General features: G+C 42.3%; 16 protein-coding genes. 12 read left to right on the top strand and 4 right to left on the bottom strand.

The window, feature by feature from the left end:
• Positions 1-28: 28 nt before the first annotated feature.
• From PH_RS09885 to panB, 4 genes are all read left to right on the top strand, one after another.
• Positions 29-184: a hypothetical protein gene (locus PH_RS09885; RefSeq protein WP_173026578.1), complete on the top strand. Its 156-nt coding sequence runs from the start codon at positions 29-31 to the stop codon at positions 182-184.
• The gene (locus PH_RS04520) at positions 171-13481 is read left to right on the top strand and encodes a CARDB domain-containing protein (protein WP_010885047.1); all 13311 of its coding nucleotides are present in this window, start codon (positions 171-173) and stop codon (positions 13479-13481) included. The genes PH_RS09885 and PH_RS04520 overlap by 14 nt, the downstream gene beginning before the upstream one ends.
• A gap of 68 nt (positions 13482-13549) precedes the next feature.
• The gene (locus PH_RS04515) at positions 13550-15805 is read left to right on the top strand and encodes an NB-ARC domain-containing protein (RefSeq protein ID WP_048053266.1); all 2256 of its coding nucleotides are present in this window, start codon (positions 13550-13552) and stop codon (positions 15803-15805) included.
• A gap of 30 nt (positions 15806-15835) precedes the next feature.
• Positions 15836-16687 (top strand): 3-methyl-2-oxobutanoate hydroxymethyltransferase, encoded by an 852-nt coding sequence (gene panB, locus PH_RS04510; RefSeq protein WP_010885044.1) that lies wholly within the window; start codon positions 15836-15838, stop codon positions 16685-16687.
• Here the strand turns inward: panB and PH_RS04505 are convergent.
• The 3 genes from PH_RS04505 to PH_RS04495 form a co-directional block, all read right to left on the bottom strand.
• The gene (locus tag PH_RS04505; protein ID WP_048053265.1) at positions 16677-17480 is read right to left on the bottom strand and encodes a DMT family transporter; all 804 of its coding nucleotides are present in this window, start codon (positions 17478-17480) and stop codon (positions 16677-16679) included. The two genes, panB and PH_RS04505, sit on opposite strands and share 11 nt — an antisense overlap.
• Positions 17464-18351, bottom strand: a complete 888-nt coding sequence (locus tag PH_RS04500) for an Mrp/NBP35 family ATP-binding protein (protein ID WP_010885042.1) — start codon at positions 18349-18351, stop codon at positions 17464-17466. Before PH_RS04500 ends, PH_RS04505 begins: the two co-directional genes overlap by 17 nt.
• 82 nt (positions 18352-18433) lie before the next feature.
• Positions 18434-18961, bottom strand: a complete 528-nt coding sequence (locus tag PH_RS04495; protein WP_010885041.1) for an ASCH domain-containing protein — start codon at positions 18959-18961, stop codon at positions 18434-18436.
• Between the two features lie 77 nt (positions 18962-19038).
• On the opposite strand from PH_RS04495, the gene cobB reads away from it, so the two are divergent.
• The 8 genes from cobB to PH_RS04455 are packed head-to-tail and all read left to right on the top strand — an operon-like array spanning position 19039 to position 23483.
• A complete protein-coding gene (gene cobB, locus PH_RS04490; protein WP_010885040.1) occupies positions 19039-19788 on the top strand; it encodes an NAD-dependent protein deacetylase in 750 nt (249 codons plus the stop codon).
• Positions 19788-20393: a monovalent cation/H+ antiporter subunit E gene (locus tag PH_RS04485; RefSeq protein ID WP_010885039.1), complete on the top strand. Its 606-nt coding sequence runs from the start codon at positions 19788-19790 to the stop codon at positions 20391-20393. Before cobB ends, PH_RS04485 begins: the two co-directional genes overlap by 1 nt.
• A complete protein-coding gene (locus PH_RS04480; protein WP_010885038.1) occupies positions 20369-20638 on the top strand; it encodes a monovalent cation/H+ antiporter complex subunit F in 270 nt (89 codons plus the stop codon). Before PH_RS04485 ends, PH_RS04480 begins: the two co-directional genes overlap by 25 nt.
• The gene (gene mnhG, locus PH_RS04475; RefSeq protein ID WP_010885036.1) at positions 20631-20942 is read left to right on the top strand and encodes a monovalent cation/H(+) antiporter subunit G; all 312 of its coding nucleotides are present in this window, start codon (positions 20631-20633) and stop codon (positions 20940-20942) included. Before PH_RS04480 ends, mnhG begins: the two co-directional genes overlap by 8 nt.
• Complete coding sequence (locus PH_RS04470) at positions 20923-21411, top strand: hydrogenase subunit MbhD domain-containing protein (RefSeq protein WP_010885035.1); 489 nt, start codon at positions 20923-20925, stop codon at positions 21409-21411. Before mnhG ends, PH_RS04470 begins: the two co-directional genes overlap by 20 nt.
• Complete coding sequence (locus tag PH_RS04465) at positions 21377-21760, top strand: Na(+)/H(+) antiporter subunit B (protein ID WP_010885034.1); 384 nt, start codon at positions 21377-21379, stop codon at positions 21758-21760. Before PH_RS04470 ends, PH_RS04465 begins: the two co-directional genes overlap by 35 nt.
• A 2-nt stretch (positions 21761-21762) precedes the next feature.
• Complete coding sequence (locus tag PH_RS04460) at positions 21763-22041, top strand: cation:proton antiporter subunit C (protein WP_010885033.1); 279 nt, start codon at positions 21763-21765, stop codon at positions 22039-22041.
• A complete protein-coding gene (locus PH_RS04455) occupies positions 22038-23483 on the top strand; it encodes a monovalent cation/H+ antiporter subunit D family protein (RefSeq protein WP_010885032.1) in 1446 nt (481 codons plus the stop codon). Before PH_RS04460 ends, PH_RS04455 begins: the two co-directional genes overlap by 4 nt.
• Here PH_RS04455 and PH_RS04450 read toward each other — a convergent pair.
• The gene (locus PH_RS04450; RefSeq protein ID WP_010885031.1) at positions 23480-23680 is read right to left on the bottom strand and encodes a PCNA-inhibitor; all 201 of its coding nucleotides are present in this window, start codon (positions 23678-23680) and stop codon (positions 23480-23482) included. The genes PH_RS04455 and PH_RS04450 overlap by 4 nt on opposite strands.
• Positions 23681-23692 lie beyond the last annotated feature (12 nt).

The raw sequence follows: 23692 nt of genomic DNA, 5'->3' as shown, positions 1-23692 counted from the left end.
TCTTCCTATAATTTTTTGGTGGATCATATTGCTTAGGGAGATTGGTGAAGAGCTTGTAGAGTACATAATTCATTCTACGGGGGTAGATAGGGAAACTGTCCTCAAGGTTCTTAGGGCTGAAGAAAAGTTTCTCGTTCTTCAGATTGAGAAGTCAATGGAGGTAAAGGAAAATGATAAATATTAAGGGGTTAATCTTAACGCTCATCCTTTTTATTTCTTTAATACCACCTTGGGCGCTAGGGGAAGGTAGTAAAGATACTAAAGTATTTGCTGACTATTATCTCGCTGGAGACAGTGTAGTTATCAACGCAACGCTATATGATGCTGGGTCTTGTAACCTAACGTTTTCAGTTTTCTCCCCTATCGAGGCCCCAAATGTTAGTGAGATCTCATTTACATGGATGAACTTAAGTGAGTACATTGAAAGTGCAACTGAGGCAACCTACGGAGAATACCTTAGAGATGGAAACGTTATAATGAGGGAGGATGATGGCTACTTCATTTATGAGCTTCCATTCTCGCTTAACTACTTTGGGAGGGAGATAAAGAAGATAGCTGTAAATACTAACGGCCTGATTGAGCTTCTTGAGGAGTATGAGGAGCCAAGAATTGAGGATTACTACGGAATACATGAAGAGGGAGAATTTTACGAGAGTGACGTGATCTTTGGACTCGATGAGGATCTCGTGACATATGATGGTTACCTCCTCCTAGTTAACCTTCAAGACAAGATCGTGATCGAGTGGCTGGCATCAACATATGAAGATTATGAGAGTGAAATTGTAGATAATATAAACTTTCAAGTCATAATAAACTCTAACGGAACTATAACCTGGAGCTACAAATCTCTAGAGTATTCTTATCATGACTATGATCTGTTCTCTGGTTATTATTCTAAGGTTTCAGGTGATGTTAAGGGGTTTACAAAGGGAGAGGGAAAGAGCTTTGCAATCCAAGTTCCATTGGGAACCCCAAAGCTCTATACTTATCAAGTTCGTGAGAGCGGAAGCTATCTTCTAACGCTTCCCCTGTCCAATTATCACGTTGAGGTTTTTGCCAACTGCATGGATGACCCCGATCTTTCTAACAATTTAGCTGAAGTAGGGGTTTGGCCCGGAGATTATTGGGTAGAAAACGCCTCCATTAATAATTTAATCCCAGGAGAATTTGCTTCCATAAATTTTAAGGTAAGAACCACGTCAAAAATTCCCTCTGCAAAGGTAAAACTACTTCGCAATGGAGTTGAAGAGAAGATAGAGTATCTAAGCTTTTATAATGGGATCGCTGAAGGAGAAATCTCATGGTTAGTTCAGGGAGGAAACTATACTTTGGCACTCCTAGTTGAGGGTAAAGGGGATATAAATAGTAGCAATAACATTTACCTCCTAGGGAACTACAATTTCCCTCTACCCAACTTCGAGGTAGGAAACTATTCCATTGACCTACCGACTTGTGTGGACTCTACAGGGGAAGTTAGAGTTAACGTTACTAGCACCGCAAACTGGAGTATCCCCGTTAGGCTAACCCTCGTTTATGAGGAAGGTAATCGGTCATATACCCGGTATATATCAACTAAGGGTGAGGAGGAGAGTGAGGTTATTTTTACCCCTATGATCAAGGCAGGAACCCTCGAAAAAGTAGTTATTGAGATTGATCCATGGAACGAAGTTGAGGAAAGTAATGAGAGCGACAACAAGGTTGAAGTTCCATACCACATCATCATAGAAAAACCCGACTTTACTGTTAAATCGCTGAACATCCCAGGGAATGTGAGTATCGGCAATCTATACGAAGTCAATGTTACCTTAGATAATCTAGGGGGTTGCTACGGTAGAAACGTCCTAGTTAAGCTTTACGAAAATGGAACATCCAAGGACTGGAGAAGGGTTAGGATCAACAATGAAACGAATGTGACGTTAACTTGGAAACCTGGTAATGCTGGCCTCGTTAACCTAACCGTTGTCGTAGACCCATATTCCTACGTAGACGAGATAAATGAAGGTAACAATAGGCTCTCTAGGTTGATCTTTGTCAATGCACCCGACTTCAAAATTTCAAAAGTTGAACTTCTAAGTTTCGATGGGATTGCTGGTAGTAAAGCAAAGTTCAATGTGACCGTTAAGAATGAGGGAGAGGATTATTCTGGATATTTCTCAATAGCCGTTTACGGTGGCTTGAGGAGTAGTATTGCTTATTTGAGAGGTATAAAATCCGGGGAAGAAAAATGGACGATAATAAGCCTCCCCATAAACGGTGGGAACTCCACGTTGATTTTTGTTGTTGATCCACATAACGTGATTTCCGAGACAAATGAGGGAAATAACGTGATCTTTTATAATATGGGCTATATTCCAAAGCCTAACTTCGTTGTGAAAGAAATCTCCCTACCCAATAACACAGTCGGTTACATCCCACTAAACATTACCATAGGGAATGTGGGGGCTCCTTACAATGCAACCTCTTATCAAGTACCCGTGAAGATCAAAACTGAATATGGATGGAAGGTGTCTTATCTAAGGGGGATAATACGTGATAATTACACGATCTCAATTGATTCCCTGGCCATGCTTCCCCCAGGTTCAACGATAAACGTAACGGTAAACTATAACATGAAAGTTAATGAGACATCGTACTCGGATAACTCCCTTATAATCAACTATACGACGGGTTATCCTGACCTCGAATTGGGTATAATCCCACCCAGTGGAGAACTCTCGGCAGGGAAAGACGTTAAGATAACGTTCTTAGTGAAGAACGTCGGTAATGCAACGCTAAGGATAGACAGAAGTAGCTGGTATAGCCCATATTTAGGTCTTTACGTAACCCTTGAAGATGAAAATGGGAAAACCCATACCCTGGGAAGGTACGAACTGGCCCCTGCAACGCTTTCCCCAGGAGCTAACATTTCCCAAGTTGTATGGATTACCTTAAACGGTGGAACGAATAAGATAATGGGAAGGATAGTAGATGAGTACGAAAATATCTACGAGAACAACAACGATACCCTCATCCTAACGCTAGAGAAGCCAGACTTTGCTATATTGAACTACTCAATTCCAGATGAGATTCTCAATGGAACAGCCTACCTCTACAAGGCCTATCCAATAGTTTTAAACATCTCAAACCTGGGAGGAAACTTTAGTGATGGTATCAGGGTTGATCTCTTTGATAATGGAATTATTAAAACCTCTACTTCAGTTTATGGACTTGAGAGCGGAGCTTCTAGGGATGTTACCCTCCGCTATCTACCTTCCTCAGGAAAGCACAACTTAAGCATAGTTTTAGATCCTTACAATAGGTGGATAGAGGAAAATGAAGAGAACAATAACTTGACGTTCAGCTTAAGCTTTGGGAAACCGGATCTTAAAGTTGAGGGGATTACTTGGGCTCCCTATAACTTCACCTCTGGTGAGAATGTGCTATTTACAATCTACGTTAAAAACCTCGGACAGCCGTTTCTTAAGAGCTTTACCGTTAGGGCTGAGATCTGGAACGGTACGAGGAAAATATACTCAACGAACGCGTATCCTAGGAACTGGAGTTTTGGGAAAGGAGAAACCAAGGAATTCAATTGGAGGTGGTATAACGCCAAGCCCGGGAACTTAACGGTGAAGATAGTTGTGGATTACTATAATAGCATCCCTGAAGGTAATGAGAGCAATAACGAATTCTCAGCTTTCTTAGGGAACGTAGGAACTCCTGATTTTAAGTTGGAAAACTTGAGTGTAGAGGATCTAGCCTATGGAAAGTTTGTTAGGATAAATGCCACGGTTAAGAACCTAGGGGATTCCATATACAGGCCAATAACGGTTCTCTTTAATGTAAGTGGGGAGAGGTACTATAGGACGGTATATGGAATAAAGGAGAACGAAAGTAAGAGTGTGACCTTACCCTGGTACGTTGATAGGGTGGGTGAGGTCAGAGTTAAGGTAGAGGTCGATCCTGGAAACAGGATTGTAGAAGGTAACGAGAGTAACAACATAATAGAAAGGACTTATTACGTTGAATCGCCCGAGCTTATGTTAAGTGGATATGAATGGCTCGAGGAAGAGGTTAGGAGAGGATACCTGGCATATAAAGTTAACGTTACCAATACAGGAGGAGACGTCTACAGGGGATTCTATGTTCAAATGTTCGTTGATGGTGAGCCCAAGTCATCTGTTTGGATAAACAAGCTCCTACACGGAGAAACCGCTGAGAGAACTTTAAGGTGGCGGTTTAGCAGTGGGGGAAGAAAAGAGGTTAGGATTGTTGTGGATCCCCAGGACTACATACCAGAGTCTAACGAGGATAACAATGCAATAGTCGAGAACGTAACAATAGTACTCCCGGACATCGAGGTTTTGAGCTTGAACATTCCAAGTATGCATGCAAACAGCTACTTTAAAGTTAATGCTACCATAAAGAACTCTGGAGGACAGGATGTAAAGAGGATATTTTACGTTTCCCTTTATCAGGATGGAAAACTTTTGGGAAGCGCTCCTGTTTATTCCCTAGCTTCGGGAGAAGTAAAAGAGGTAACGCTAACGATAAGACCTTACCCAGGAAACTCGACGTTTAAGGTGGTTGTTGATCCAACAAATGCCGTAGTTGAGCTTAACGAAGATAATAACGAGATCTCAGTTAGATCTTACGTAAAGGCCCCCGACATAGTAGTAGTTAGTGCAGACCTTGGGAACTTTACTTACCCGGGTGAAATGGTCAATGCAAAAGTTAGAATTCGGAACTCTGGGGACTATAAGTCCGGCGTTTACCTTTTGATCAGGAACAAGAGAAGAAAACTTGGGAGCGCTTACGTAGATAGCATCACTCCTGGGGAAGAAATTGAAGTTAATGTTCCCTGGCTCGTTGACTCTGGAGATTACAACGTGAGCGTGATCGCGGATCCGTATAATTCTGTAAGGGAGTGGGATGAGGAGAACAATAAGCTGGATATTGAAGTTAGCGTCCCATCCCCAGATCTTACTGTTGAAAACATTACCCACTCTGGAAAGGAGGTAGCTGGGGAGGAGATTATTATCAAGGTAACCGTGAAGAATATTGGCGAATCTAGTAAGTTACCCTTCTACATTGTTCTCTATGCTAACAGCTCTTTTGTAGGTATAAACAGGGTAACTAAGATAGACAAGGGAGAAAGCATAACCCTGGAATTTAAGTGGAGGGCTAGTTATGGGGAGTACGCTCTTAGGGCCATTGTGGACCCGTATGATGAAGTATACGAGGAAAACGAAAGCAACAACGAAGGAATGGTAAAAGTATTTATAGAGGATGAAGAACCCCCAGTTCTAAAGTTAACCTATCCAGAAAATGGAACGTTTACGAACAAACCCTATATAGGGGCTTATCTGAGAGATGAGGGTTCGGGAGTTAAGTTTGGAGAGATCGAGGTTTATCGCGAAGGAACGTCTGTTCCTGGGAGTACAAAATTCTCAGGAGGATGGCTAATCTTCCAGAATTCAACACCCCTCCTAGATGGAAAGTATACCGTGACTGTTAAGGCCGTAGATAGGGCCGGTAACGAGATAACTTACAGCTGGAACTTCACGCTGGATAGGGAGCCCCCCAGGATAGTATGTAACTTAACAGATGGAACTCTCTACAACGGAACCGTAGTTCCTGGAGTCCAGGTAATCGACGATAATCTTGACTGGTATAAGGTAAAGGTTAACGGAAGGGAGTTCAGTGGGCCTATAAAATTAGATGGGACATACACGTTAAACGTGACTGCCAAGGATAAAGCCGGTAACTTGGCCGAGAAAATCATTAGATTCACTGTAAATGGTGTTCCCTCTCCACCATCCGGGGTTACGTTGATGCTAAACGGGAGTTACGTTGAACTTAGTTGGCTCCCAAGTCCAGACTCTGACGTCGCGGGTTACTTCATTTATAAAGATGGCAAAAGGTTAAATGAAGTCCCAATTGAAAAACCTAACTTTAGAGATATTTATTCAGGAACCCTAAACTACAGCATCTCGGCCATCGATTTCTCTGGATTCGAAAGTGAGAAGACGGAAGTCTTTCCAGTTAAGCTTGAGGTTGATGAGGAAAACCTAACCGCAGGCTACCCAGGAGCTGTAAAAGTCAAGGTGGAAAACTTAGACGGAGAAGCTAACGGAACGTTGTCTATAATCCTTATAGACGAATTCGGAAATGAGATTGAAAAGCTTAGTAGGAAAGTTGAAGTTCCTAGAGGAAGATCAAGCCATGAATTCGTGTTCATGGTGCCGAGAGGACTAACTCTAATTAGGGGAGAGCTAAAGGTAGGAAACTCAACCGCTAGGATTATTCACCGCGCCAAGGTTAGAGAGGGAGAAAACCCAGAAATAAGGGTAGGTAAACTACTTGCAGGATTCCCTGGTTTAGTCGAGGTCGAGATTAGGAACTGTGGAATTGTGGAGCTTAACACCTCAGAAACATTAATGAAGCTGGATAATTCCTCAGGAGAGCTAATAGAAGCTCCATTAACAATACCTCCTGGGAAGAAAACCGTACTTAGATATAAAATAGTTCCTCCCAAGAAGGGAAGCTATAATTTAACCTTTAGGATAGCAGATGTTGAGGTAAGAAAAATCGTTAATGTAAGCGAGTCTGTGCTTAATCCAATAACTATATCCACAGAGAACTTCATCAAGGGAGGAAAGGCGAAAATCTACGTTTCGTTCAGGAACATTGGTTCTGCTCCTATTTTCGTTAAGAGCATAGAGCTAAACGGAATGAGCAAAAGATTATCCATAGAACTCCCTCCAAATCTCTCAGTTGAGGAATCTTTTGAGTATTTAATCTCTGAGGAAAACGTTGAGATAAATGCTACGGTTAACACTGATGTGGGCAAATTTAGGAAAAGCTTAACGCTAACTGCTGAGCAACCTGAATACAATGCCGATGTTAGCGTTAGTAGCGTTTATGAGGTTGGAAAGGAGATCCTTATTACGGGGGTAGCTTACAACGAGAGCGGGATGCTATCAAACGTTCCAGTGAAGGTATCAATAGCAAGAGGAGGGTTCGTTAGGGAGTACATAGTTACGACGAATGAGAATGGGTATTTCAACTTAACCTTTAGGCCCTTTAAGGGGGAGTCAGGTCACTTCATAGTCAGTGCAACTCATCCAAAGATTGAGCTACTTGAGAGGGATGCTGAATTTGATGTTGTAGGAATCGAAGTAATTCCAAGCTTGTACCTCCTCACCGTTCCAGTTGAGTTTAATGGAACCGTGAGGGTTAGATTGATAAACTATTGGAGGGCTTCCGACGTTTCGGTCAGCGTTAAGGCCCCTCCAGAATATGAGGTTTCAATTCCCAAAGTTCTTCATCTTAAACCAGGAAGTAATATTATAAACATTGGGCTATCAAGTAAGAACGCTGTAAACGGGAGCATCATGATAACGTTCAAAGCAAGGCAACTTGGATTGAACATCACTAGGAGCTTAACCTTAAAGTTGAAAGTCCTTCCTCCAGCCCCAGCTATAGTTACATCTCCTAACTTCCTGGATGTTGGAGTTCTCACAAACGAAACTGCGAGTGCGGAGGTAGTTGTTAGAAACTTAGGATTCACTGCATTAAGAAACGTTAGCATTAGATCTTCAATCCCCTGGGTTAAGGTAGTGTCAAACTTCACAGAGGTTGATCCAAAAGATAATGAGAGCATTTCCCTTTACATAGAGCCACCTAGGAACGTTACTGGAACCTTTAAAGGTGAGATAACGATATCTTCCTCGAACTATAACCCAATAAAAGTCCCAATGAGAATTAGGGTTACCCCAAATGCGACGGGAGGCGTTAAGGTAACTGTAATGGATCCCAATGCAACGAGGTTAGAAAACGTCAAGCTGACACTTTACAACGGATACTTCCACTTTGAAGGATACACTAACAAAAATGGCACCCTCGAAGTTGAAAATGTTCCTATAGGTGAATATAAGCTCTTCGCTTCTCTTGAAGGGTACTACGGATATAGTACTTCAATAACCATAGAGGTCGGTGTTGAGAAGAACGTCTCCATTATTCTAACACCTTCAATTCTTGAGGTTGAGTGGGAGGTAGTTCCGGTAACCATTCAGGATGTGTACATAATAAAGCATGAGATGTGGTACTCAACTCACGTTCCGGCCCCTGAAATAAGGATGGAAGGGGGAGACCTTGAGGTATACGTAGACTACGAAAAGCTAGCTGAAGAAGGGATGCTAGAGTTTAGAGGGCAGGTTATCGTGAGGAACACGCATCAATACATCTCCGTCTACAATGTAACTTTCGAGAGCGGTGGGAGTCACTATATTGACGTTGAGTTTGGTATTAACAGGATAGATGAGTTGAAGCCAGGAGAAGCCGTGATAGTTCCCTATGTCGTTAGAATTTACTATTCCCGTTCACCACCTATAAATCCATGCCTTCACGAAACTAAGGTTTTCAAGCTTAAGGCCGGCGTGGTTTGCGTTGAAGAAGCCGGGAAAATAACGCTCAAAGCCCAGAGGATCCATCAGATAGTCGTAAAGCCCACGTGCAAGGGCTGTTGGGAGAGCGTATTTCCGGTTGCTGGAAAATTAGCCTTTATGGCTATAGCCCAAAAGGTTGGACAAGCCCTCGGTAACATTGACGATACGGGAGTTCTCTCAACTTTGGCTGGAGAGGCTCTTAACAATCTTGAATCGCTCTTCGATGCGTATAATGCCTATAAAGCTAACCCAACTAAGGAGAACATGGAGAACTACGTGAAGACCTTCAACTCCGTTAAGGCTAATTTGGCTTCGCTCTTCATGTTTGATCCGGTAGCTTACCAAGAAATAAACTCGTTACAGCTAACCCTCATAAAGACTCCAAAAGGGGACATAGCCGGATTTGCAGTTAGCAGAACGGCTACTCCAGTTTACGCTCTCGGAATGGGCGTTGGAAAGATAGAAAATGGACAGCTTAAAGTTGACTATAAGAAGGCTGTGAATATCGCAAATGGCATAGTTTTAAATGTGATGTCCAAGATGGGAGGAGCCCTTGGAGGGATTGCAAGTGGTGTAGGTTTGCTCCAGCTTTTGGACAAAGCGGCTGAGGACCTTCCTCCATACATAGCTCAGCTGTTTTTGAACTGTGCGATCTGTCTAATGCGCAACGATTGTACCCTACCTGAGGGGGAGGAAATTAGGCCAATTCAAATTATTGCAAGTGGTTCCCTAGGAGGATATCCTTCTATGATACCAAGTGGACTTGCAGGTGGAGGGGACGGTGGAACGGCCGTTGGAAGGTTTACTTGTGGTGGTCTACCCACAGTTAAGAAGTCCAGCACCTCCATGAGCTGTAGCACTTGTTCCTCAGAGGATGTAGTTAAAGAAAGGGTTTGTAGGTTATTTAGAGAATCTGAAACTCATGATGAAGAGGAACCGAGCAATACGCTTCACATGTGTGTTGATCTCGTTCTAACGATAGAGCAGAGGTTAACCTTTGAGAGGCAAGCGTTTAGAGCTTCATTGAAGTTCACAAACACTAACAGGAATTATAGTTTAGAGAACGTTAGTGTAAGAGTAATATTCTTCGATGAAGAAGGCAATAGAGTAGACGACAAGTTCTTTGTACGGTTAGATGAAAAGGCTGGATTAAGTGGAAGTTCCCTGGAGCCAGAGAAAACGGCCGAGATGAAGTGGCTTATTATTCCAAAGGTTGGAGCAGCTGAGAAGTTCAGAGCGCGGTACTATGTTATGGCTAATATAACAGCTAGAGTGGGAAGTACGAAGTTAGTTTACGAGACCTGGCCCGCTATGATAGAGGTGGAACCTGTTCCACAGCTTGTCTTAGACTACGTTCTCCCCTCCTATGTGTTTGGAGATGATCCCTACACCCCTGAGAAGGAACTTCCAATACCTTTCATCTTCGGGGTTAGGGTTAAGAACGTGGGATATGGAACTGCAAGGAAATTGCGTATAGCCTCAGCTCAGCCTAAAATTGAGAGATCTAACTATCCTGGAGTGTACATAGACTTTAAGATAATAGGGACGCTAGTAAATGGTAAAAAAGTTCCAAATAGCCTGACAATAGACTTTGGGGACTTGAACCCAGGAGAGAGTTCAACGGCCGCATGGCTCATGATCGCTGAAGTCAGTGGAAAGTTCCTTCAGTATAATGCAACATTTAAGCACAGCGATGAACTAGGAGGAAACGAAACTTCGTTGATTAAAGAAGTTAGAACGCACTTCCTAATTAGGGCGTTTAATAACACGGAGAATGACGATGGGATGCTTGACTTTTTAGTTGATGATGATGGGGATGGAAAGCCTGAGAAGATAATAGACTCCCGGGGATTTGACTACAACGTACTCTTGCTGAATTTCACGGAAGTTGAGGAGGGGAGCATGAGAAAGATAATTCCAGAGATGAAAACTCCTTTCTGGGTTTACTTCACGGTTCCCTTTAAGGGTAGCGTTGTAAGGAGTGACGGGAAGAATCCGATGGATCAATGGATGGAAAATGGCACGCTTCATGTCCTTGACTTGGGAACTCCAGAGTTTTACATACTCAAGTCGAATCAACCCCCAATTCCAAGGATATATGTAAAAGAGCCTGTGATTGCCAATGAAACTGTGGTACTAGACGGATCCCTGAGCTATGATCCCGATGGTAGTATAATAGCTTACACTTGGAAGATTGGAAACGAGAGCTTTGTGGGGGATAAGGTAAGTTATGTATTTAGAGAGCCGGGAACCTATAACGTGACACTAACGGTTAGGGATGATAAAGGGACAGAAAGTTCGAAAACTATGGAAATTAAGGTTTATTTAGGTCCAAAATTTAATGAAAGTTTAAAAGTTGAGCCTCAATGGGGTATAGTTCCCTTCAACTTATCCATAACCTTCAACGTGACGAACGTTGGGGATGTGAGTGGTGAGTACTCTTATATTATTAAGTTAGGAAACAGTACGATAGCCGAGGGAAGCGAAATAATAGAGAGTGGAAGGTGGAAGGTTATCAATTCCACGGTTGAGATAAGGAAGGAAGGTAATTACACAGTCACAGCTAACAACTTATCGAAAACAGTAACTGCATACAGGAAGGTATATGGGAACTTAACTGAAAATTACATTAAAGAGAAGGACTTCGGTCATTACAAATCCTTCTACTGGAATGAATTCAAGAGAGACTTTGAGGGCTGGGTTGAAGAGGCGCTTTCGACAATAGAACTTCCTAAAGTTAACTTTAAGGTCCTGAACTACTTCCCAGGAAACTGGAGCTTACTGAACTATTCAGAGATGCTGAATATAACAAAGGGATGGGGATGGATAAACGCTACCTATGCAAGAAGGGTAAGAGTTGAGGGCTTAGAAGAGTTCAAATACTTAATTGTAAACGTAACTCAGTTGGTTGTTCTCCTTGGAAATGCCACTCATGAGCTCGATGAATCTCCTCCAACTCTTAACGTAACCCCAAGTAGTGGAATTTATTCGGAGATACCCAAGATTCAAGTTAGAACCTGCGATGAAACGGGAATAACTTTAGTCTGGGGAGCGGTAGGAAACTATACAAAGGAATTCACGGAGGTAGAAAGCAACGGAACCTGCTCCACTTGGGAGGGGATAGTTCCACTCAACATCGGAAACAACACTGTAGCTATATACGCGGAAGATGAATTTGGGAATAGGGGTAATGTAAGTCTCTGGATTTACTTAAACCCGGAGGCCCCAGTGATATACATAGAAAGCCCTGAAGAGAAGGTATACAATTCGAGGGAGGTAATGATAAACTATACAGTCGTTAACCACGATCTAGTAGGGGTTGTAGCTTATTTGAATGGAGAGCTAATATCTTCAAATGCAAGCTATTCCGGGTTTATCAAGCTGGACTATGGATGGCACAACTTCACCATTTACGCGTGGGATGTCAGCTACAATGTGAGTAAAAGTGTCATATTCAGGGTGAATGAGCCTCCAAGCGTTGACTTCTCCTGGGAGGTAGATAACCTCACAGTTAAGTTTGAAGCAAATGCAAGTGATGAAGATGGTATCTCAAAGTACCTATGGGATTTCGGTGACAATGAATCGAGTTTATTAGTAAATCCAACCCACACTTATAGGAAGGGAGGAAGGTACAACGTTACGCTGACGGTATGGGATAGCTACAACTTAAGCTCAAGCATAAGCAAGGAGGTAGTTGTCTTCGGTAGTTCGACCCTAACGATGGTCAAGGAGTATTCCTATACAAAAGATTTCGGATTCTACAACACAACATCTTGGAAGGACTTCCTGAAAGACTTTGAGGTCTGGGTTAATCTAACGTTGAGGAACGTTACGCTTCCTCTAGAATACTTTGAGGAAATCATAGAAGTTAACGTAGAAAACTGGAGCTTGATAAGCGTTGAAAAGAACCTTAAGAATGACATTGGCGAGATGAGTGCAGAGTACGAGAGGAACGCAACTATCGTTGGAATTATGAACTACACCAGGGTAACCCTGAAGTTAACCCAAGAAGTCATATTATCCGGTAGGGCTAGAAAAGTTGAGGATAAAATACCCCCACTTGTGGAGATATTATTCCCCAGGAACATGACTTATAATGAGACGATTAGAGAGATTAAGGTCAGAGCTACGGATGAATCTGGAATAGCTAATGTTACCGCCACAATAAACGGTGAAAGCTTAAGCCTCGAAAAAGTTAACGAGACTTGGATCGGAAGGGTTGAGCTAGATGACGGTAAGTATGAGCTAAATGTTTTTGCAAGTGACAAATGGGGTAACGTTGGATGTAGCACTGTAAACTTCACCATTAATAGGAGCGTTAAAGTTAGGATCATCAATGGAACCGAGATAGTTACGATTCCTGGAGATATTAAGACTAGAGTGTATTTCGAGGGGGATATAATCGTAGAGATTGTGAAGGAGAGCCTAAGATTTAAGATCCCATCTGGAGGAACGTTGGTAATAGATGAGAGGGGTAGGAAGGATCCGTGGCTCTTAGCTAGGATAAATTCAACTATAGAAAACATCTCTAAAACATCAAGGATATTCGAGGAGAACGGGAAGAAAGTGCATGAAATTAGGTATAGGATAAGCATAAGCAGAGGCTATGCAATCCTAGTAGTTCCATTAGAGGGAATGAAAGTTAGCTCTATTAGAATCATAAAGAATGGGACTGTAACGAGGGATGAAAAGCATGGTAATTATTACAAGCTCTCCAAGGGATACCTATTCATATTCCTCTCTGAGGATCCGATAGTAGAGGTAACGTTAAGCAAAATTGAAAAGAAGGATATCTTTAGGGTCTTGTACTACGCTGGGATCATCTGGGAAAGGAATTACCTGCGCCTGAAGGAGGAGTTCATTATGAAGATGAGCAATGAAACTTCACAAGAGGCCATTAGACTCCACGAGGAAGCTGAGAAGTACTATCTAAAGGGAAGGGAGTATTATCCAAGAATTCCTTCACCTTCAGCTATCTACTGGTACGCAGTATATATGAGAAAGGCTTACCTCACTGAAAGGAAAGCTTTGGAGCTTCTTTCCATCTCTTGATCTTTTCGAAAACTTTTGACAAAAAGTCTTTTATAAGGGTTTTTCCTTATTGCCAACTTAAGGTGTGCATGTTGGAGCCTTCGAAAATTTTCAAGGCCCTGTCGAATCCTATAAATCTGAAGATACTAACACTTTTGAGGTCAAGCTCTTTTCATCCTAGGGAATTGGCAAGAATTCTTAACAGGGATGAAACTGATATCTCAAGAAGGCTTAGACAACTAGAAAGATTGGGTCTCATTAAGGGAAAGTGGGAGAGGGTTGATGGGAAGAATGTGAGAGTATACTCGCTTAAGGTTTCTGAGATAAGAATCTTCATGCACCCAACTAAGCTTGAGGTTAAAGTTGGTGAAAATGAGAGTTATGAAGCCCCTATAGAGTGGGAGTCTTCTCCAAGGGTTGAAGTTTTCGTGGGTAGGAAGAGGGAGCTTAGTATTATTAGGAATGCAAAGGGGGTTGTAGTGATATATGGAATAGCTGGGATAGGAAAAACGAGTCTTGCTGCAAAGGCTTTTCCAAATGCATATTGGTACAACGTGACTGGCCTTGAGGATTTCAAATACTTCGCATGGCAGTTAGGCTTATTCCTAAGCTCTATTGGTTTTGAGGACCTCCTTGAGTACCTAAGAGGTGGAGGAAATAACGAAAATGATATTTTCAAACTCATCACGGAGGGAATTGAAAAAACTGGGGCGATAATTATCATCGATGATTTTCACAAGTTTCAGGATGAGAAGGTAAATTACCTTCTCTCTTACCTTGCACCTAGGATCAAGAAGGGGAAGGTTATTATAACAACTAGGATAAGACCGAATTTAGGAAATGAGGGTGTCACTTATGTGAATTTAAAGGGGCTAAATCCTGAAGAAGCCTACTCTTTGGCAAGGGAAAAAGAGAAGTCTATGACCCCGGAAGAGTTTGCAAAGTTATATAAGCTGACATTTGGGCATCCCTTGATGTTAAACTTGATTTTAGAGAGCTCCGAGATCTTAGCCACTGGAAAGGATACTGTGTTCAACTTTCTGTTTGAAGAAGTTTATCAAATGCTGAACGAGGAGGAGAAGGATCTACTCTCAATACTCTCCCTTTTTGATGAGCCGATTGAATATGAGGGGATAAAGTTCCTGTACGATAGGAATCCATTCGTACCACTCTACTCTCTAATGAAGAAAGGCTTAATTGAAAAGAAGGGGGAGAAATATTTCGTCCATGACATGGTTAGGGAATTTGTAAGGGAAGTTTCAAATCAGGAAGAGAAGGAGGTCTACCTTAGACATGTAAACTTTCTCCTAAAGAGCAAAACTCCCATAAATTTTCTTAGAGCATTTAAATATGCGATAAAGGTTGGATCTAGTGAATTGATAAGAAATTTAGTGGAATTAAGGGTCAAAGAGTTCTACAGGATAATTGTTGACTTTCCAAGGATGTATCAGAGGCTTTTAATGGAGGTTGAGGATAATCCCTATGCGAAGATAGAGATTGCAATTATAGAGGTACAAAGGGGATTATTTGAGAAAGCAATTAAACTGTTGAAGGAGGCGGAACCATACGTAGACGAATTCTTTAAATGTGAGATTTACAGCTGGCTTGCCGATGCTTATATGGAGCTCGAAAACTTGGAGAAGGCTGAGAGATACCTCAAAAAGACCAAGGAGATAGTTGAAAAGATCAATGATATGTATGCCTGGTTCTCTTATTATGCTGAGAAGACGAAATATGAGTACTATAAAGAAAACTCAAGGGAAGCATTAAAGAGTGCCTTGAAGGAACTTGAAATAATAAGGAAAATCGGTGATCCGGAAAAGGAAGGTCTTGTGCTACTTCATGTTGGGGATATCTATCTTCATATGGGGAATTATGAGAAGGGGATCTCCTACTATCAAGAAGCGCTTAAGATGGCTAAGGCTTATGGAATTAAATTTCTCGAGCATATCTCATACATGGAACTTGCCAAGGGATATTACCAGCTTAAACTTTACGAAAAGGCTTCAGAGTATAGTGAAAAGGCCGCAAACTACTTCCTCATGATTAGGAACTATAGGAGGGCCACCGATGCAATGGCCTATGGTTCCGTATCTTACATAGCAACTAAAAACCTTGAGAAGGCCGAAAAGTTTGCAAAAGAAATGATAAGGATAGCTCAAAGCACAGATTATCCGCTTGCTTGGGCTGGATACATTTTCCTGGCTGCTGTAGATTTTCTAAAAGGAGATGACTGGAGGGAAGATTATAATCTTGGAAAGGCGCATTTAAAGGAATATCCATGGTTATTTGAGGCAGTACTCGATGAGTTAAAGAAGGTCTTTGATCTCTCAAACTTTAAGTAATTGGAATAAATTGAATATATTGGTGGTAAAATGAGAGAGATCACTCCAAAAAGAATAAGGGAGATGAAGGGAAAGGAAAAGATAACCATGATAACAGCTTACGATTATCCTTCAGCGTTACTAGCGGATAAGGCCGGGTTCGATATAGTTTTCATTGGTGACTCCCTTGGTATGGTTGTTTATGGAGAACCAAGTACCCTTAACGTCACGATGGAGCAGATGATTTTCCATACTAGGGCCGTTGCTAAAGCCGTGAAGAGGGCCCTAGTTTTGGCCGATATGCCCTTTGGCAGTTACGAAGTTAGCGTTGAGGAGGGAATTAAGAACGCCATAAAGCTAGTTCAAGCTGGGGCCGATGCCGTTAAGATTGAAGGTGGCTACGATCATAGAAAGCTCGTTAAAAAACTCGTTAGGATCGGAATTCCAGTTATGGGACATACGGGATTAACTCCCCAGAGGTACCTAAGGCTTGGAGGTTATAGAATAATGGGGGGAACTGAGGAGGAGGTTGAGGAGATACTCAGGGATGCAAAAGCTTTGGAAAAAGCTGGGGCATTTGCCATTGTTTTGGAGTTTGTCTTAGCGGATGTTGCTAAACTAGTGACGGAGGAAGTATCGATTCCAACGATAGGAATAGGATCAGGACCCTATGTGGATGGACAAGTCCTAGTTTGGCACGATGTCTTGGGTTTATATGAGAGTTCTCCACCTTTTGCCAAGAGATATGCTAACCTGAAGGAAGAGATATTAAGGGCCATCTCAACCTTCAGGGAAGAGGTTAAGGAGGGGAAATTCCCAGGAAGAGAGCATTACTGGGAGTTTCAAGATAAGGAAGAGTTCAAAAGGATTAAAGACAATGTCATGAAAAAGCTCAATCTCTAGTAAGCCCAAGCGTTCCCACGGTTATGAACAGAAAACCAAATATATGCCAAGGTGTTACTGGTGTTCCGGTAATTAGGGCAATTCCTATAGCGACAGCGGGAGCTGGAGTTATTATTGCGGTTGCAAGGGATAGATCTATTCTCTTTATCGCTGAGTACCATATGAGCTGGCCTAAGGCTATGATAACACCCTCCACGACGGAATAAAGGGTGAAGGATATTCCGGTAAGTAAAGCTGGTACAAAAAGGAATAGGGCCCCAAAAGAATTCCTCAGTAATGCTATCGTCTGAGGCCCAGCTTTCGTCCTTTTTGCTATAACATGACCCATCTGCCAGAATAGTGGGACTAGCAATAAAAGGCCGTCACCTGGATTTAGTGTAACCCTCTTTCCCTGAGTCATGACCAGAACAACTCCGATAATGACCAAAGTTGAGTAAGCAATCCTACTCTTACTTATCGCTTCCCCTAGGATAACGTAAGATAGAATAAATGAAAATAGTACCTCCGTCCTTGTTATTAGCGCTGCATTGACAGAACTCGACATCTTAGTTCCAAATGAATAAGCTAAGTAAGCTAAGAATGTTCCAAAGAATCCTATGAATAACCCTCTCTTCCAATTAACTTTAACTTCTTCAAAGTTGGCAAAAGGTAGTAGGATTAAGGAAGCCAAAAAAGCAGAAAAGAATGCGAAGCTTATTGGATTGACTGGATTGTAACTTATAACCACCGGTTCAAGCCCATAGAGGAGCATTCCAATTAAAGCTAAGATAACTCCCTCACTCCTTTCCTCCATCACCCTTAATTTCCTTGAGCTTGTTAACTAATTTTTCGGCTAACTCCATGAAAGCCTTAGCCGCGGGTGTATCCTCGTATAAAACTATAGGTATCCCTAAATCGCTCGCTTCCCTGGCCTTCAAATCTATTGGAATCTTACCCAGGAAGTCAACTCCCTCCTTTTGAGCGAGCTTCTCCCCTCCTCCTTCTCCAAATATGTCTATCTTATTTCCACAGTGGGGACATATGAGATAGCTCATATTTTCAACAACGGCCACGTATGGAACCTCCATTTTCTTCATCATGTTCACTGCTTTTCCTGTGTCAAGTAGGGCTACTTCCTGGGGGGTCGTGACTATTATAGCTGCATCAAGTTTAATAGATTGCACAACCGTGAGGATTTCATCTCCAGTCCCTGGGGGAAAGTCTATTATCATGAAGTCTAAGGAGCCCCACTTAACGTCTCCAAGGAGTTGTTTTATGGCCTTAGTAACTAGCGGTCCCCTCCAGATTACTGGCTGATCTTCGGGAACCATCATTCCCATGCTCATGACCTTTATTGGGGTCACCTGTCCCATGAAATCCGTTGTTGGTGGTATCATCTCGAAGTGACCGTCATCAAACTTCTCAGCATAGACCTCCTCCTTGTCTACGCCGAGCATCTTAGCGACATTTGGACCATGAATATCGGCATCCAATATTCCAACAAAGTATCCCATCTTTGCAAGGGCCGCTGTGAGGTTAACCGCGACGGTGCTCTTTCCCACTCCTCCCTTACCGCTGAGGACTGCTATCTTATATTTCCACTTCTTCTCCTTCTCCTTAATTCTTTGCTCTAAGGGATCAGTGCCAAGTCCAGGTACCTTTACGGTGGGCGTTTTTATCGTCATTCGCTTTTCACCCGATGGATAATACCTAATCTAGTTTAAAAACCTTTGTGCTATTTTGTTGCTTTTGGAGCAAATTTGTGTATTAAATGTACTCAAAGTCTCTGCTCATGAGATCCTCCAGAAGTTCCCTAACCCAGGGACGTCTGGTTCTTAAGGATAGATGGACTATTCCCTCAACGTGAACTCCGTACTTTTCCTTGAGTTCTTCCCTTGTAACGGGATCCTTAAACAGGAAGGGCTTTTCTATGACGAAGGCATAGCCGTAATCGTTTATGTACCTCTTAAGCCATCTCTTTCCTTCTTCCTCGCCATGCACAAAGCTTAATCCACTACTATCCTTCGTCAACTCCCACAGGGTTTCAAAGTCGGCCTTAATGACTTCTCCAACTTCAAACCCTCCAGCTATCGTTCCTCTCTTTGTTATTGTCTGCTCTTCAGTTAACCCAAGCTTCCTAAGGGTCTTCTTTAAAGTGTACAGATCCCCTCTAGCTATGTAAAGAAAAACGATGTCTCCCTCTTCAAACACCCTACTCCTCCTAATTTCATGCCATTTTAACCCTCTAAATATTAGTTCACCATAAACTTGGTGAAGCGCGATGACATGTTGCATGGTTTATTGTTGAGTTAAGGGTATAAAAACATACCCTGAAGGAACAGTTTTTAAGACGTTCGTCTAAATAAAGTTTGATGATGGCCGAGGTAGCGAGGGTTTTAGCTTCATCGAAAAATGTCATAGCATTTACTGGGGCAGGTATAAGTGCCGAGAGCGGGATTCCAACATTCAGGGGTAAAGATGGGCTATGGAAGAAGTATAGGCCGGAAGAGTTGGCGACTCCAGAGGCTTTTGAGAGAAATCCAAAGCTAGTTTGGGACTTCTATAAGTGGAGGATCAAGAAAATCCTGAAGGCTAAGCCAAACCCTGCTCACTATGCCCTAGTTGAACTGGAAAAAATGGGGATCTTAAAGGCAGTAATCACCCAAAATGTTGATGATTTACACAGGGAAGCAGGGACTAAGAATTTGATTGAATTACATGGGAACATATTTCGGGTTAGGTGCACAAGCTGTGAGTTTAGAGAGCATTTAAAGGAAAGTGGAAGGATAGATGAGATTTTAAGCGAGGATCTTCCAAAGTGCCCAAAGTGTGGTTCGCTTCTAAGGCCAGATGTGGTGTGGTTCGGGGAACCTTTACCAAGTAAAGAGCTCAATGAAGCTTTTAAGCTAGCCAAGGAAGCGGATGTCGTGATAGTTGTTGGGACTAGTGGACTAGTTTATCCCGCGGCTTACATTCCGTATATAGTTAAAGACTCTGGGGGTGTCGTCATAGAGATTAACGTTCAGAAGTCAGGAATAACACCCATAGCTGACTTTTTCCTAAGGGGAAAAGCTGGAGAGATACTGCCAAAATTAGTCCAAGAGGTTAGGAGGATCCTCTAATGACTAGAATCCACCTGTACCTAAGAAAGAGGGTTGAGGAGGTCAAGGAGAGGTACAGATATGAAATCTATGAGAAGCAGAAACTGTCCCCTTGGGAGAGATTCGCAATAACCTGGTTAATCCTTCTGGTATTCTGGCTTGGTATAACTGGAGATCTTTCATACAGAGGCCTAATTCTAGGGTTCCCAACCACCGCGATAATATCTTATTATCTGAGGGATTTTCTTACCGAGGACATAAGGCATTCAAAGCATCTAGCGTGGAAGATACTTTACTTCGCCTTCATATACCTACCCCAGTACCTCATTATAATGGGCTTTAGGCTCTTGGAAAGTAACTTGAAGGTCGCTAAGCATGCCTTACTTATGGATATAAATCCCGGGATCGTCAAAATAAGAACTGATTTACACTCCGATACTGGAATAACTATATTGGCTAATTCAATAACTCTAACTCCAGGAACCTTAACCTTGGATGTCGTGAAGAAACTTGATGGGACTTATCTGTATGTGCATTGGATAGATGTGGAGACTTTGAATGTGGAGAAAGCTGGAGAGATCATAAAGGGGGATATTGAAGAATGGCTCAAGAAAATGTTTTGGTAGCGGGAGTTTGGGTACTCCTGGGGACTGCTTTAATGGCTATGTACAGGGTAATAACTGGGCCAACGCTACCGGATAGGATAGTGGGCCTTAACACGATAACCACAAAGGTTGTTGGAATCCTCGCCATCCTAGGTGTACTATGGGAAGAATACTTCCTCATAGACATGGCCATAGTTCTTCTCATGGTAAATTCCGTTGGAGGATTAATGCTTGCTAAGCATATGGAGAGGATGAAAAGTGCTTGAGTTACTCCCCCTATTATTTGGATACTTGATAATGTTCTTTGGAGCACTAGGGGTTGTAAGGTTCCCAGACGTTTACACTAGACTTCACGCTGCAACTAAATGTGACACGGGAGGAATAATGGGGATAATCCTCGGGTTAAGCATGATCGTTAACTCTTGGGCCATTAGGACTAAGCTCGTAATTCTACTTATCTTCATAGCGATGATAAATCCTATGATAAGTCATGCCATAGCCAGGGGAGCTTATAAGGGAGGGGTAAAACCCAAGGTCAAGGTGGATATGTATGCTTGGGATAATCCTTGAAGTTGTAATGCTAACCTTAGCTTTGATTGTCATATTGCATAGAGATTTCATGACCTCCTTGATAGTGTATTCCCTAACAAGTCTAGTCTTCATTTTGCTTGTTCTACTTTCTTATGCTCCAGATGTGGCCCTTTCTGGTATAGTAGTTGGAGGGATAGTTACAGGGCTCTTCGTATTTGGCTATGAAAGGGCTGGAGGAGAGTGTAAAGTTAAGCTACCACTTGGCTTGGCCGTTCTACCCCTAGCCTTTGCCCTCCTTAGAGTCAAATTCAAGGTAAATCTCGCTAGCTATGAGGCATACGTTAAAGCATGGAACATTAATAACCTGGTTAGCGAGATACTAGCTGGATGGCGACTTTATGACAGCGTTGGGGAAGCTTTAATACTATTTTCTGCTGCTTTGGGATTTAGCTTACTCATGGGGGGAAGAAAACGTGAAAATGAGCTTAATAGCGAGAACCACGAGTAAACTCGTAGCCCCTTTCCTGGTAACCTATGCGGCCTATCTAATGCTTTATGGAGCATACTCTCCTGGAGGAGGATTTCAGGCCGGGGTTATACTTGCCGTCGCGGTAATACTTTTGATAACTTCCCATGGGTATAGGAAGGTTAGAAAGAGATTCAGGAAGAAAGCAGTGAGCTCTCTAGAAACTTCCTCGGGCCTTGGAATAGCATTTTTACTATTGCTATTAGCTCTAACCTCCCTAAATCCAAATGAAAATCTTATAGGTTCGTTTAATATACTTGCCGGAATAAAGGTTGGTGCGGCCTTTGTGCTAATCTTCTACTCTCTAATAGCCTTTCTGGAGAGGGATTAAAAATGTTTGAGGTTAGCGGATTGATACTGGTGATTATAGGGCTAATGGGAGTAATCATCAACAAGCTTAAGCTTAAGCAACTACTCTCGCTAACCCTAATGGCCCTTGGGGTCGTTCTTTACCTTGTAGGAAAGGGTGCAGAGGTAGGAGAGGGACCTCCCCTAAGAGACTTCACCAATCCAGTAGATCCAATTCCTTCCGTTCTAATGTTAACAACGCTCGTAGTTGATGTCGCAGTTACTGGATTGGCTTTAAGCTTTCTCAAGGAGGGAGAGGAGTGAATGCAATCGTGATGGTTCTCGGACCAGTTATATTCTCAATCCTAGTATACATTTTCGGAACGTTTAGGATAGAGGGAACTTTTAGGGCTAAATTCAGGCTACCCTTAGCCCAGGAAGTTAAAATTCTATATTTTATCGGAATTTTTCTTCCAATGCTCCTTCTTCCATTTGTCCAAGGAGGAGTCGTCGGAAACTATCCTAGGGAGTTAGGAATTGAGGTTAATCTCGATTTCATAAGCATGACCTTTATCCTCGCGGAGTTTATAGTTTTCGGGACCTCTTCCCTCTACTTACTCCCGAGGGCCACCAACTGGAAGGAGCTCAGCCTGCTTCTCCTCATGCATGCTGGATTAATTGGAGCTTTCATATCCAAGGATTATTTCAACTTCTATATATTTATGGAGCTCTCCTCGGTTTCTTCCTATGCTTTAATAGCTTCTAAGGATAAGAAAGCAGCATTTAACTATTTAATTCTTTCCATGACGGCCTCTTATATCTTTATTCTAGCCTTGGGTATGATATACTTTCAAACGGGTTACCTCAACGTTGAACTTGCCTCGAGGGTTGGGTTGAGGGATGATACTCCCCTTCGGTTAGCAGCGGTAGCATTGATGCTTAAGGCTGGTATATTTCCCCTGCATATGTGGTTACCTGACGCTCATTCAAACGCCAAAACATATGTAAGCTCGATTCTGTCTGGAATAGTCGTTAAAGCCCCGATCTATGGTTTGATTCTTCTCTCAAGACTAGGTAACTTCGAGTTCTTGAAGCCCTTCGCTTACCTTTCAATGATCTTTGGAGTTTTAATGGCCATTCTCCAGTTCAACGCTAAGAGGCTATTGGCATATCATACAGTCTCTCAAATGGGTTACATCCTCCTCGGGGTAAGCACGTCAAACATTACCGGGGCTACGCTCTACTCGCTAGCTCATGCTATCTTCAAATCAGGACTTTTCCTTGGGGTTGGAGGAATTGTTGATACTAGGAGGAGAATGGAATTAAACAAGTTAGGTTCGAAAAATTCTCTTCTTCTTATCTCCATTTTAATGCTTAGCCTAGCGATCTCGGGCTTGGGAGTTACCATTGGAGGGGTTGGAAAAGCCCAGCTGGTAACTTCAAAATTAGATAAGATCATTATTTACGCGGTATCCTTCGGAACGGCGTTCTCATTTTCAAAGCTTAATTATTACCTATGGAAAGGTCATGGTAACGAACCAAGCAATTACAGCGTGCTCCCCTCTCTAATATCTGGAACCTTAGCCTTTATCCTTGGATTCATGCTTGGAGGCAAACTTTCAACTTACGATTCCCTTATACTCCTTGCGGCTCTAAGCTTTTACGCCGTTAGGAATCATTTAGTAAAGAGAGATTATCTAATTAAAGTCAACCTGAACGAGAGCGCTGCACTCTTTGCCCTTATTCTTGGAGTTGTGTCTATTTAGAGTTCCTCTATCTTTTTCCTAGCTATCTTTTTTGAGCCTATCCTTAGGTTTTTAAAGAACTCTATATGCTCCTCTGGCAAAAAGCTGTCTAAGTTTGTCTCTCTAAGTCTCTTTTTGCTATTATTTTTCTTCTTCACTTCCTTCCCCCCATGGGTAGAAGAGGTAATGTTAATGAACTCGTCGAGCTTCCTGTTCATGGATTGATCTTG

It is taken from the genome of Pyrococcus horikoshii OT3, from assembly GCF_000011105.1.
Taxonomy (GTDB): domain Archaea; phylum Methanobacteriota_B; class Thermococci; order Thermococcales; family Thermococcaceae; genus Pyrococcus; species Pyrococcus horikoshii.
This window is presented reverse-complemented; position numbering and strand designations above follow the sequence as displayed.